Source organism: Glutamicibacter sp. St.4D3 (genome assembly GCF_059728615.1).
The window spans coordinates 362883-375275 of the sequence record NZ_AP039380.1 but is presented as its reverse complement, the minus strand read 5'-3'; the positions used below and the strand labels follow the sequence as shown (position 1 = coordinate 375275).

The following is a 12393-nucleotide window of genomic DNA, read 5'->3' as shown; positions in this document are numbered from 1 at the left end:
GCTGAAAATGCGGCGGCCACCCGGGTGACCGCCCCGGGGCGGGCGCCGCATTTCATGCTTCCCAACGCACTCCAAATAAATATTCTCATTCAATGAGAAGCATGATGTGTTTGTTCCCCACGTCACTGCATTCTTGAAGTCAATCTCTTGTCCCCACCCATGTCGCCCTGCCCGCCGAGAATCGGCGTAGCGGCAGACACGGCCCCGAACGCTGAGGCAGGCTTCAATGACGCAGACTCCCCGGATCATCCGCACCCAGGTGGGCATCATCGGCGGCGGTCCGGCCGGGCTCATGCTCTCGCATCTGCTGGCCCAGGCAGGCATCGAGAACATCGTGGTGGAAAAACGGGATCACGAAACGATCCGCAATACCCACCGCGCTGGCATCCTTGAGGCCCAGGCCGTGGCCATGCTGACCGACAGCGGAGTCAACGGCCGGGTATTGACCGAGGGCGACGAGCACGCCGGCATCGACCTGCGCTTCAACGGCGAGTCCCATCCGCTGGACTTCCGCGACCTGGTGGACGCCACGGTTACCCTGTACGCCCAAAACGAGGTCTTCATCGACCTGGCCGCGGCACGCAAGCGCGATGGTGGGGACGTGCGCTACGAGGCCGAAGTCACCGAGATCCTGGGCATCGAAACCGACACCCCGAAGTTCCGCTTCACCGACGCAGCGGGCACCCTGTTCGAGGTGCACGCTGACGTGATCGTGGGCGCCGACGGGTCACGTTCCTTTACCCGCCGCCAGATGCCGGCAGCCCAGCGCAATGACTTCAAGGTCGAATACCCCTTCGCCTGGTTCGGCATCCTCACCCAGGCCCCAAAGTCCTCTCCGGAACTGATCTATGCGAACTCCCCCCACGGATTCGCGCTCATCTCCCAGCGCTCCGAGACGGTGCAGCGCATGTACTTCCAGTGCGACCCGAACGAAAACGTTGATGACTGGAGCGAGGACCGGATCTGGAGCGAGCTGCAGCGGCGGGTGGATGGACCGGATGGCTTCCAGCTGGCGACCGGGCCAATCTTCGACAAAACCGTGCTGGGGTTCCGCTCCTTTGTGCGCGAACCGCTCTCCCACGGCCGGCTGTTCCTGGCCGGAGATGCCGGGCACACGGTCCCGCCCACCGGGGCGAAGGGCCTGAACCTGGCCTTCGCGGATGTGAAGGTCTTGTTCGAGGCCATCGACTCGTTTTACACGACCGGCAGTGACCGGCTCCTGGCCGGCTACTCGGACCTGGCGCTGAAGCGGGTCTGGAAGGCCCAGAACTTTTCGTACTGGATGACCTCCATGCTCCACACCCCCGTGGGCGCCGACCCGTTCATGACCCGCCGCGCCCTGGGAGAGCTGGAAACCGTGACCTCTTCGCGCTTCGGCCAGCAATACCTGGCCGAGTCCTACACCGGCTGGCCGCACGCCTAACCCGCCCAACCACCACCTTCCCGCCCATTGACCACTGAAAGGAGCACGCAGTGAGCACCGATACGAACCACACCACCGATGAGACGTTCGAGAACCCGCGCGTCCTGGATCCTGCCGCCACCGCCGACTCGCAGGAAACCATCACCAGCGAAATCCAGGACATCCATGAGGCCTACCGGCAGGAGGTGCTGGCCGGGAAGAAGGAGGAAACCCAGCCGCGGATCGACTTCGCCCCCTACCGTTCCTCCCTGCTGCGCCACCCCACCAAGGACCTGCACCACACTGATCCGGAAACCATTGAGCTGCACTCCCCCGCCTTCGGGGACCGGGACGTGCACATCCTGGAATCGGACCTGACCATCCAGCACAACGGGGACCCCATCGGCGAGCGCATCGTGGTCTCCGGCCGGGTACTGGACGGGGACGGCCGTCCAGTGGCCGGGCAGCTGATTGAGATCTGGCAGGCCAACGCGGCCGGGCGCTACATCCACAAGCGCGACCAGCACCCGGCCCCGATTGACCCGAACTTCACCGGGGTGGGCCGGGCGATCACCGGGCCGAATGGCGAGTACACGTTCACCACCATCAAGCCGGCACCGTACCCGTGGAAGAACCACCACAACGCCTGGCGTCCGGCGCACATCCACTTCTCGCTGTTTGGCACGGACTTCACCCAGCGGATGATCACCCAGATGTACTTCCCCGGTGACCCGCTGTTCTCCCTGGACCCGATCTACCAGTCGATCACCGACCAGAAGGCCCGCGACCGGCTGGTCGCCACCTACGACCACTCGATCACCTCGCATGAGTGGGCCACCGGCTACAACTGGGACATTGTGCTCACCGGCAGCAACCGCACCTGGATGGAAGACGAAGAGGGGGACCACTAAATGGCACCGGCACCAGAGCTGAAGCTCGTCCCGACCCCGGGACAGACCATCGGCCCGTTCTACGGCTACGCACTGCCCTACGACAAGGGCCACGAGCTGATCCACCCGTCCAACCCGAACGCGGTGCGCCTGCACGGGGTGATCACCGATGGGCAGGGCACCCCCATCCCGGATTCGATGCTGGAGATCTGGCAGGCGGACCATCAGGGACGGGTGCCCACCCAGGACGGTTCGCTGCTGCGCGACGGCTACACGTTCACCGGCTGGGGCCGGGTGGCGGTGGACAACGTGGGCCACTACACCTTCACCACCGTGAACCCGGGCGCGACCGAGGCGGGCAAGGCCCCGTTCATCATGCTCACCGTGTTCGCCCGCGGGCTGCTCAACCGCCTGTTCACCCGCATCTACCTGCCGGAGGACACCGAGGCGCTGGCCAATGACCCGCTGCTGTCGGCGCTGCCCGAGGAGCGGCGCAAGACCCTGATCGCCACCCGGGAACAGGACGGATCGCTGCGCTTTGACATTCGGCTGCAGGGTGAGGACGAGACCGTGTTCCTGACCTACCCGCGCGAAAGCTAGGAAGCAGGAGAAGCTGCCCCGCTAGGGTGGAAGCTGCAGGTGCCCAAGCACCGCGGCCTTCCGCCCCGGCGGGGCGTTGAACGTAGTGCCGAAGTGAGGTTGACCGATGACTAATGCCGATTACGGGGTGCTCAACCCCGCGTGGGCCGGCGGCGCCGCGGCCCCGCTGGCCGATGACACCGCCTTCGTCCAGGCGATGCTTGATGTTGAGGCCGCCTGGGTGCGGGTGCAGGCCGGGGCCGGACTGTGCACCGCGCAGCAGGCCGCGGCGGTGGACGCCGTGGCCCGCGCCGAACGCTACGACCTGGCCGAAGTGGCGCGGCGGACCCCGGACGGAGCGAACGCGCTGATCCCGCTACTGGGCATGATGCGCGAGTTGCTGGCCCAGGACGGCGCACCTGAGGGCACCGGCACGGTGCTGCACCGCGGGGCCACCAGCCAGGACATCATCGATTCCGCGCTGATGCTGCTGCTGGCCCGCGGCATCAAGGTGGTGTCCGCCCACCTGCATTCGGCGGGTGACGGCCTGGCCGCACTGGCGCGCGCCTACGCCCGGACCCCGTGCATTGCCAGGTCGCTGACCCAGCATGCGCTGCCCACCACCTTCGGCTACAGGGCCGCCGCGTGGCTTTCCGCGCTGGGTTCGGCCAGCCGGGCGCTGCAGGAGCTGTCCAACACGCTGGCGCTGCAGTGGGGCGGCGCGGTGGGCACGCTGGCCTCCCTGGACCAGTTCCTTGCCGACCAGCCCGGGACCCACCCAGACAGCGCCGAACTGGTCCGCCGTCTGGCGGCCGAACTGCAGCTGGTGGACCGGCAGGTCCCGTGGCACACCAACCGCGTGCCGCTGCTGCAGGCCGGCTCCGCGCTGGGGACGGTGATCGCGGCGCTGGGCACCTTCGGCACCGATGTGCTCACCGCCTCCCGCCCGGAAATTGGGGAGCTCTCCGAGCCACGCGAGGCCGGCAAGGGCGGGTCCTCGGCCATGCCGCAGAAGCAGAACCCGGTGCATTCGCTGCTGCTGCGCACCGCGGCGCTCAGCGCCCCGGCCCTGGTGGGAACGCTGTTCACCGCCGCCGGCACCGCGGCCGACGAACGCCCGGATGGCGCCTGGCACGCCGAATGGCCGGCACTGCGCGAACTGCTGCGCCTGGCGGTGGGCAGCGCCGAGCACGCCGACGTGCTGGCCAACGGGCTGCGCGTCAACGAATCGGCGCTGGCCCGCAACCTGGCCCTGGGCGGGGACGCGGTGCTCTCCGAACGCCTGGCCACCGTGCTGGCCCCGGTCATTGCGGGCGGCAAGCCCGCCGTCCAGGATCTGGTGCGCCGTTCGCTCACCGACCAGGTGAGCCTGCGCGAGCTGCTGCGCCTGGAGGTCTCCCACACGGACCTGTCCGACGCGCAGCTTGATGAGCTGCTGGACCCGGCCGGCTACCTGGGCAGCGCCGCACGCTTCACCGACACCGTTCTTGCCGATTACGCCCTGTGGAAGGAATCATGGCTGTCCCACAACTAACCCCCTCGCTGCTCCACCTCGACGCCTCGCTGCCGACGCTGATCCTGGGCCCGTCGTTGGGTACCGGCGCGCTGCACCTGTGGGGCCCGGCCGTCCCCCACCTGAAGGACGACTTCCAGCTCATCGGCTGGGACCTTCCCGGCCACGGTGCGAGCCAGCCGGCCACGCAGCCGTTCACCATGACCGAGCTGGCCCAGGCGGTCATGGACATGATCCAGGCGCTGCGCGTGGACGGGGTCATCGACCAGGGGGCCGTGCCCTACTATGCCGGGGTGTCCGTGGGCGGGGCCATCGCCCTGCAGCTGGCCCACGACCATCCCGGCGCGTTCCAGGCGCTCTCGGTGGTGTGCTCGGCGGCGAAGATCGGGACCGAGCAGGCCTGGAACGAACGGGCCGACCTGGTCGCCGCCGCCGGAACCCCGACCATGGTGGTCGGCTCCGCCCAGCGCTGGTTTGCCCCGGGGTTCATCGAGAAGGACCCGGTCACCTCCACCAACCTGCTGCACAACCTGCAGGACGCCGACCGCTTCTCCTACGCCCACGTCTGCCGGGCGCTGGCCGGGTTCGACCTGCGCGAAGAGCTGGCCGGGCTCACCGACCCGCTGCTGGCCCTGAACGGCGCCCATGACCAGGTCTGTCCGCCCTCCGATGCCCAGTTCATTGCCGAGCACGCCCCGCGGGGCCGCTGCGCCATCATTGAGAGCGTCGCCCACCTGGCCCCGGCCGAGGACCCGCAGGCCACCGCGCGCCAGCTGAGCGCCTTCTTCACCGCCAACTAGCAAAGGTTTGACCATGACAGATTCACAGCGCCTGCCCGGGGACACCTATGATGCCGGGATGGCGGTCCGCCGTGAGGTGCTCGGCCACGAGCACGTGGACCGGGCCAGCAGCACCTCGAACGAGTTCACCGATGAATTCCAGGAAATGATCACCCGCTACGCCTGGGGCACGATCTGGACCCGCGAGGGCCTGCCGCGCACCACCCGCAGCGCCATCACCCTGACGGCCATGATTGCCGGCGGCTACTGGGAGGAGCTGGAGATGCACGTGCACGCGGCCCTGCGCAACGGGATGACGCCCGAGCAGATCAAGGAAGTGTTCCTGCAAAGCGCCATCTACTGCTCGGTCCCGGCGGCGAACGTGGCCTTCAAGATCGGCAAGAAGGTCCTGGCCGAGTACCAGCAGTAGCCCAGCGGTCCTCAGGCCGAGGACCGGACCCGGACCCAGTCATCCGGGCCCGGACCGGCATCGTCCAGCACCCAGCGCTGCGCCTGCCCGACCAGCGCCGTTTCGTCCCGCAGCCAGTAGGTGGCATCGGGGTCCCAGCCGGCGATGAGCGAGGCGGTGTGCTCATCCACCGGGACCACTTCCCCGGCGGTGGCCAGGTACCCGGCAATGCTCAGGTGCACGCCCGCGTAGTCCCGGGCCACCGCCGAGAAGTCCGGGATCACCCAGCGCCCGTCGCGCGCGGTGGTATCAAACCAGTCGCGGCGGCGCAGCGCGGTGACCTCCAGCGGGTACTGGCGGCACAGCCGGGCCCAGCTGTTGGGCCCGGTGATCTCATAGACGGGGGCATCGGCCGGCACGCTCAGCCGGCGCAGCTGCGCCCCGCGCCAACCCATCCCGTCTTCGGCGCACCACAGCCCCACCGGGGTGCCGTCGGCAAAACGCCCGGTGGAGCGGACCGTGCCAAAGGGCGGGGTGGACCACCACGGCCCGCTGCCCAGCTTGCGCAGCGGCCGGCGCAGCTCCCGGCGCCGCCGCCCGTTCTCCCGCAGAACCTGTTCCTTCCAGCGGGCCAGGCATTCGGCCGCCGAAGGCACCGGTTCCTCCGGCCCGGGCTCGCCAAGGCCCTGCGCATCATCCCAGATGATGCTCCATTGATCCGCCCGGGCGCACGCATCCGTCCACCCGGTGACCGGGCGTGAGGGGCCGAGCGCACCCGCCAGCCGGCGCAGGGCCGGGATGATGTCCGCCCGGCCCAGCAGCGTGTCCTCGCCATCGGGTGGCTGCCAGTACATTGCGGCGTCCACCGAGGCGGCCAGGGCCCGGCGCACCGTGGGCAGGCTCGGTTCCGGCAGCGCCACCTGGCCAAGCAGCGCCGCCAGTTCGGCGTCGGTGGGCATCACCGGTTCCAGGTCCGCGGTGGTCACCGGCGCGCCTTCGGGGACAGCCACGAACCGGGCCACCGCATCCCCGCGCTCCTTGGCCACCAGGTAGGCGGCGTCGTGGAACGCACCGAGCACCGGTGCCGGCCCGCCACCCTCGGTGTCCTGCTCCAGCTGGCTGGCCGCAACCAGCTCGTACAGCAGCCGCCGTCCACGGCGTCCGGCCAGCAGCGCGGCCTGCATGTCCATCTCGGCGCCCATTGTTCCTCCCCGGGGTTTCGCCCCAGCCTAGCGCGACGGTCAGCGGACCGGGGAAACCAACGGTGCCCCACCCCCGGCAACAGCAGGGGATGGGGCACCGCGGGGTGAAGACCGTGGCGCGGCTAGGCGACCAGGTTCATGCACCACACAATCCAGGGCAGCGCCACCAGGTCGATCAGCACCGCACCGGCCAGCGGCACAATCAGGAACGCCTTCTCGGAGCGGATCCCGAACTTGGCGTTGAACGCGTCCATGTTCGCCAGCGCATTCGGGGTGGCGCCCAGGCCGTGGCCCAGGAAGCCGGCGACCATGGTCGCCGCGTCGTAGTCCTTGCCCATCATCCGGAACACCACGAACGCGGAGAACAGGACGATGAACACCAGCTGCACCAGCAGGATGACCGACAGCGGGCCGGCCAGGTTCGCCAGCTCCCAGATCTTCAGGCTCATCATCGCCAGGGTCAGGAAGAAGCCGAGGGTCATCTGGGAGATCAGGTTGACCGAGTCGTCGTTGATCTTGATCAGCTTCAGCTTGTCGTTCAGGTTGCGGAAGATCACCGCGATGATCATCGCACCGACGTAGGCCGGCAGGGAGAAGCCGGTGATCTCGGCGATCCAGTCGCCCAGCAGCATGCCGACCACCATGATGATGCCGATGACCGTGGCCGTGGACAACAGCGAGGAGTAGTTGCTGATTTCATCCCCGGGCTGCTTGATCGCCTCGTCCAGGTCCTCACCCACCGCCGGGCCGCCGGCCGAGCCGCCGCCACCGGCCAGCTTGCGCATGCCCGCGCCCACCGGCTGCTTTGCCTCACGCACCCCGGCCTTCTGCGGGGCCTTGAGCTTGTGCCAGTGCATCAGGAAGCTGGCCAGCATGCCGCCCAGCAGGCTGCCGGCCACCAGGCCGAAGGTCGCCGAGGCGATCGCCACGGTGGTTGCGCCCTGCACGCCCATTTCCTCGGCGGTCGGGCCGAACGCGGCCGCGCCGCCGTGCCCGCCTTCCAGGCTGACCGCGCCGGCCATGATTCCCAGCATCGGATCCACCCCCAGCACCTTGGCCATGCCCATGCCGATCAGGTTCTGCGCGATCGCCAGGGACCAACAGGCCACCAGGTACACCAGCAGCAGCTTGCCGCCCTTTTTAATGGTGGCCAGCGAACCGGCCAGGCCGATGGTGGAGAAGAACGCGATCATGGCCGGGGTCTGCAGCGAGGTGTCCAGGCTGATTTCGGCCGCGCCGGTCTGGCGCAGCACCAGCACCAGCAGTGCGAAGAGGAAGCCGCCCACCACCGGGGCGGGAATGCAGAACTTCTCCAAGAATCCCACCCGGCGCCGGGCGAACTCGCCGAAGGCCAGCAGGACCATGGCCAGCGCCGAGGTCTGGACCAGTGATAATTGCAATTCCATAGATGTCTACCCTCGGTTCAGGATCAGGTCGTTGAGCAGCCGAGCGCCCGTGCGGGCGGTGCGCTGGTCAATGTCAAAGAGCGGGTTCAGCTCCGCAATGTCCGCGTGCATGAGCTTGTTGCTGCCGGCCGCGGCGAGCACCACCTCGCGCACCACCTCCAGCCCGATGCCGAATCCGGCCGGGGCGCTGACTCCCGGGGCGACGCTGGCCGGCAGCGCGTCCAGGTCGATGGTCAGGTACAGGTGGTCCACCGAGTCGGCGAAGTCGGTGACAAAGCCGCGCACCCCATCCAGGTTCCCCAGATGGCATTCGGTGTCCAGCAGCACCTCAACGCCCAGGCTGCGGGCGTAGTCGAAGAGCTTGCGGGTGTTGGAGGCCTCGCTGATGCCCACCGCGGCGTAGCGGAAGTCCCGGCCGGCGTCCTGCTGTGCCCGGGCGATCTGGGCGAACCCGGTGCCGGAACTGGCCAGCGGCTCTTCGCGCAGGTCAAAGTGGGCGTCGATGTTCACGATGCCCAGGCTCCACGGCGCCTCATCGCCCAGGGCCCGGGCCAGCCCGCGGTAGCTGGCGAACGTGATTTCATGTCCACCGCCCAGGCCCACGGTGAAGTGTCCCTCGCTGAGCAGGGTGGCCAACGCGGCGGCGAAGGCCTCCTGACCGGCCTCCAGCTCCTGGCCCTGGACTTCAATGTCTCCGGCGTCGTAGAGCCTTAGCGGTTCGTGCAGGGCCAGCGAGGACAGGGCGGTGCGCAGCGAGGCGGCACCCGTGCGGGCCCCGGTGCGGCCCTTGTTGCGCCGCACGCCCTCGTCGCTGGCAAAGCCGAGCAACGCGGTGCCCACGTCGGCACCGGGTTGCCACGGGGTGATGGTGTTGTGCCATCGGGCGTTCTGGGGTCCGGGCCCATCATCGCGTCCGGACCAGCCCTGGGGCTGTTTCCAAGTCATTTAATTCCTCCACTCAGGTTCATCGCAGTGCGGCGGGTTTGCTCGATCAGGTGGGCGCGGCGCTGCTGGCTGCGCTGGATGGGAGCCATCAGGGTGACCACACCCTGCAGTTCCCCGGCGCCGTCAAGCACCGGGGCGCTGACTCCCCAGATGCCTTCGTCCAGTTCCCCGGCGCTTTGGGCGTAGCCGGCGGCCTGGGCGGCCGCGCAGGCGGCGTCAATGCGCTCGCGGTCGGTCTCGGCCAGGGCATGGAAGTCAAAGATCTCCGCCCGGGATGCGGGCGGAAGCTGGGCCAGCAGTGCGGTGGCGCTGGCGCCGAAGGTCAGCGGCTGGGAGGCGCCCACCGTGTAGCTGCAGCGCAGCGCCCGGGCCGCCTCCACCGATTCCACGCAGACCGCCTCGGCGCCGTGGGCGACCATGAACGCGGCCAGCTCCCCGGTGTCCTGGCTGAGCTGGCGCAGGTAGGGGGTGATTGTCCCGGTCATCATGGTGGTGTCGCGGTAGCGTTCGGCCAGCTGCACGGCCACCGGGCCGGCCCCGTAGTGCCGCGAGGAGGTCTTGTGCACGAAGCCGGAGGTCACCAGGTCATCCAGCAGCCGGTAGACCGAGCTGACCGGAATCTGGGACGCCTCGGACAGCTCCTTAACGGTCGCCTGGGGGACCTTGGCCAACGCCGCGAGGATCCACAGGACCCGGGCGGTCTGCGAATCGGACACTTTTCTTACGTACATAGCACCTTTGCCGGGGGCCCTGGGCTGCGGGCCACGATCTGTTCACCACCCGATTCAAGGCAGGTGGAATCAGGCGCAGTCACCCATTGTTCTTTCCACCGCGGCGGTGGGGCAAGTCGAAATTCTCACCGCATGAGAATGCCGCAGGGAAAATTCCCGGGAGCTGGAAAAGAGTGAGCTGGGTTAACCGTGTTCCCAAAGGACACCGCACGCGCGGGCCGCAGCGCGGCCCAAGGGTCCCTGATCGGCGCGAATCCAACGTTTTTATGTGACGGAGCAGGCCCCATCGCGTGGCCGCGGCAACATCCGCGCCGGAAAATCCGACGATCTCGCCCGTCGCTTTAGTGTGCCGTGAGTCTCAACAGACCGTCGGTTCTTTGATATATTTCTCACAACTCGAAATGATCGTTGGCGCACCGGAATTATCGGCGAATGCGCTTCGAGGGAACAAAGTAGTAGTGCAGGATGGCCACCACCGCAGCCCAGCCCGCCCCGATCACGAAGCCGACCACGACATCGGAGAGCCAGTGGTGGCCCAGGTAGATCCGGGAGAAGCCCATCGCCAGCACGAAGAGCACGGCCAGCGAGGCAATCAGGTAGGCGTAGCGGCGCAGCCCGTAGACGATGGCCAGGTAGGCGGCGATGCCGATCAGCGCGGCGGCGTTCAGCGTGTGGCCGCTGGGAAAGGAAAAGGAACCGGGAGGTTCCGGACCCCCGGGGATCCCGTCGGGCCTGATCACCTCGTGCCGTCCCTTGAGAATCGTGGTGAGCAGGACGGAAACCAGCGCGGTGAAGCCCACGGTGGCCAGCGGCCAGAAGCTGCGCGTAAACCAGCACAACAGCGCGGTCACCAACACCATGGTGGCGGTCATCCCCGGGGTGGACCCCCACCAATACAACCCATGGGCCAGGGTCGCCAGCACCGGGTCCTGGTGCTCCAGCACCCATTGCTGCACCGGGGCGTCAAAATCCTGCACCCAGCCACCCGCGCCAAGGGAAACCACCACACGACGGGTGAAGTAGAACATGGCGACGATCAGGCCCAGCACCACCCACAGCGCCCGGGCTGCGCCGGTGCGCTGGCCGGGCCGGAAATACCACGAGGATCGCATGGCTTCCATCGTAGTCTTCGCCCCCCGCCCCGGTGCGTGCCCTGCGGCGGAAGTCACCGGGTCACCGTCGGGGATGCGGGAGAATGGCGTCATGACAATCAAGGTGCTGGCAGTTGGGAAAAAGCATGAGTCCTGGGTCACCGAGGGCATCGGGCGCTATGAGAAGCGGCTGAAGAAGCCCTTCAACCTGTCCTGGCAGCTGCTGAGCCATTCCGCCCGCGACAACGAGGCGGCGCGGGCCGAGGAATCGACGCGCATCCTGGCCAAGGTGGCGCCCGGCGACTTCGTGGTGCTGCTTGATGAGCGTGGGCGCAACGTCGATTCGCCGGCCCTGGCCAACACGCTGCGCTCCCCGATCGACGCCGGCCGCAATGTGGTGGTGATCATCGGCGGGGCCTACGGGGTGGACTCCACGGTCCACGACCGCGCGGATTTCACCTGGTCGCTGTCCAAGCTGGTCTTTCCCCACCAGCTGGTCCGGCTGATCCTCACCGAACAGCTCTACCGGGCCCAGGACATCCTGGCCGGCGGCAAGTACCACCACGTCTAGACTTCCGGCCCCCCATCAGTGCCCCTGGCGATGGCACCCGGTTGACTTTCCATACCGGAAAGACAAGACTTTCCACAACGGAAAGAGAGTGGCTCATGCATGGATCCACGGGCTCCGGCCGAGCACCGGCGCAGTCTGCGGCCGAGCTGTTGGCACTGGCCGATGACGCCGCGGCGAACATGGTGCGCACCAGCGCTGCCCCCCGGGGCCTGGTGGCGCTGCTGGGGGCCTGGGTGGCAACTCTGCTCAGCCTGCGGCACGTTGCCCCGCCGGGGCTGCTGATCGTCCTGGCCAGCCTGCTGCTGCCCCTGGCCCTGTGGTGCCTGCTCCACTACCGCCGCCGCCCGCGGCCCCGCCGGCTGGTGGAGAATGACGGCGCCTACGCCGGCTATTTCCTGTTCGGCCTGCTGGCGCTGGCTGTGTTGCAGTTCTGGGAAGCCCTGGGCCCCATCGCGATCACGGCGAAGTGGCTCAGCGTCTTCGCCGTGTTCTGGTTCTGCCAGCAGCGCATGCGCCGGGCGCTGGCGCTGGCCCGGCAGAAGGACGCGCATGAGCACGCCCACTGAACCACAAGGATTCGATGCGCTGATCCACGCCCCGATACGGCTGCGCATCTGCGCGAGCCTGGCCCCGGTCCAGTGGGCCGAATTCGCCCAGCTGCGCGACCTGCTGGGCATCACCGATTCGGTATTGAGCAAGCACCTGCGGCAGCTGGACGCCGCCGGCTACCTCCGGGCCGAGCGTTTCAGCCGCGCCGGGCGCAGCCACACGCGCCTGAGCCTCAGCGCCGCCGGACGCGCCGCCTATGTGGGGCACCTGGCGGCGCTGCGCGAAATCACCGGGACCACCCGGTGACCGGGCCCCGGCTCCGGCTC

The 12393-nt window shown here is 68.2% G+C and carries 14 protein-coding genes; 9 read left to right on the top strand and 5 right to left on the bottom strand.

Going from position 1 to position 12393, the window contains the following annotated elements; translation table 11 throughout:
* Positions 1 to 226 precede the first annotated feature (226 nt).
* From AC6I21_RS01765 to pcaC, 6 genes are all read left to right on the top strand, one after another.
* Complete coding sequence (locus AC6I21_RS01765) at positions 227 to 1423, top strand: 4-hydroxybenzoate 3-monooxygenase (RefSeq protein ID WP_138925579.1); 1197 nt, start codon at positions 227 to 229, stop codon at positions 1421 to 1423.
* A 50-nt stretch (positions 1424 to 1473) separates the two neighbouring features.
* Positions 1474 to 2313: a protocatechuate 3,4-dioxygenase subunit beta gene (gene pcaH / locus AC6I21_RS01760; protein ID WP_054821288.1), complete on the top strand. Its 840-nt coding sequence runs from the start codon at positions 1474 to 1476 to the stop codon at positions 2311 to 2313.
* Positions 2314 to 2892, top strand: coding sequence for a protocatechuate 3,4-dioxygenase subunit alpha (pcaG, locus tag AC6I21_RS01755; protein ID WP_346922578.1), 579 nt, complete (start codon positions 2314 to 2316; stop codon positions 2890 to 2892).
* 106 nt (positions 2893 to 2998) lie between these two features.
* Complete coding sequence (locus tag AC6I21_RS01750) at positions 2999 to 4405, top strand: lyase family protein (RefSeq protein ID WP_497762962.1); 1407 nt, start codon at positions 2999 to 3001, stop codon at positions 4403 to 4405.
* The gene (locus AC6I21_RS01745; RefSeq protein WP_497762961.1) at positions 4387 to 5184 is read left to right on the top strand and encodes an alpha/beta fold hydrolase; all 798 of its coding nucleotides are present in this window, start codon (positions 4387 to 4389) and stop codon (positions 5182 to 5184) included. Before AC6I21_RS01750 ends, AC6I21_RS01745 begins: the two co-directional genes overlap by 19 nt.
* Before the next feature lie 13 nt (positions 5185 to 5197).
* Entirely contained in the window at positions 5198 to 5593 is a 396-nt protein-coding gene (pcaC, locus tag AC6I21_RS01740) for a 4-carboxymuconolactone decarboxylase (RefSeq protein WP_138175104.1), read from the top strand.
* 11 nt (positions 5594 to 5604) lie between these two features.
* Here the strand turns inward: pcaC and AC6I21_RS01735 are convergent, their stop codons facing one another.
* From AC6I21_RS01735 to AC6I21_RS01715, 5 genes are all read right to left on the bottom strand, one after another.
* The gene (locus AC6I21_RS01735; RefSeq protein WP_497762960.1) at positions 5605 to 6774 is read right to left on the bottom strand and encodes a hypothetical protein; all 1170 of its coding nucleotides are present in this window, start codon (positions 6772 to 6774) and stop codon (positions 5605 to 5607) included.
* 122 nt (positions 6775 to 6896) lie between these two features.
* A complete protein-coding gene (locus tag AC6I21_RS01730; RefSeq protein WP_138175108.1) occupies positions 6897 to 8180 on the bottom strand; it encodes a sodium/glutamate symporter in 1284 nt (427 codons plus the stop codon).
* A gap of 6 nt (positions 8181 to 8186) precedes the next feature.
* The gene (gene hutG, locus AC6I21_RS01725) at positions 8187 to 9125 is read right to left on the bottom strand and encodes a formimidoylglutamase (protein WP_497762959.1); all 939 of its coding nucleotides are present in this window, start codon (positions 9123 to 9125) and stop codon (positions 8187 to 8189) included.
* Positions 9122 to 9841, bottom strand: a complete 720-nt coding sequence (locus AC6I21_RS01720) for an IclR family transcriptional regulator (protein ID WP_175419293.1) — start codon at positions 9839 to 9841, stop codon at positions 9122 to 9124. The genes hutG and AC6I21_RS01720 overlap by 4 nt, the downstream gene beginning before the upstream one ends.
* Positions 9842 to 10278: 437 nt before the next feature.
* The gene (locus tag AC6I21_RS01715; RefSeq protein WP_421014784.1) at positions 10279 to 10968 is read right to left on the bottom strand and encodes a phosphatase PAP2 family protein; all 690 of its coding nucleotides are present in this window, start codon (positions 10966 to 10968) and stop codon (positions 10279 to 10281) included.
* 91 nt (positions 10969 to 11059) lie between these two features.
* Here AC6I21_RS01715 and AC6I21_RS01710 point away from each other — a divergent pair, with 91 nt between their 5' ends.
* From AC6I21_RS01710 to AC6I21_RS01700, 3 genes are all read left to right on the top strand, one after another.
* Positions 11060 to 11518: a 23S rRNA (pseudouridine(1915)-N(3))-methyltransferase RlmH gene (locus tag AC6I21_RS01710; RefSeq protein WP_421014783.1), complete on the top strand. Its 459-nt coding sequence runs from the start codon at positions 11060 to 11062 to the stop codon at positions 11516 to 11518.
* A 95-nt stretch (positions 11519 to 11613) separates the two neighbouring features.
* Positions 11614 to 12084, top strand: a complete 471-nt coding sequence (locus tag AC6I21_RS01705; protein ID WP_497762958.1) for a hypothetical protein — start codon at positions 11614 to 11616, stop codon at positions 12082 to 12084.
* Positions 12068 to 12373 carry a transcriptional regulator gene (locus AC6I21_RS01700; RefSeq protein WP_446753892.1) on the top strand — a complete coding sequence of 102 codons (306 nt, stop codon included), beginning with the start codon at positions 12068 to 12070 and terminating at the stop codon, positions 12371 to 12373. Before AC6I21_RS01705 ends, AC6I21_RS01700 begins: the two co-directional genes overlap by 17 nt.
* The last annotated feature ends 20 nt before the right edge of the window (positions 12374 to 12393 follow it).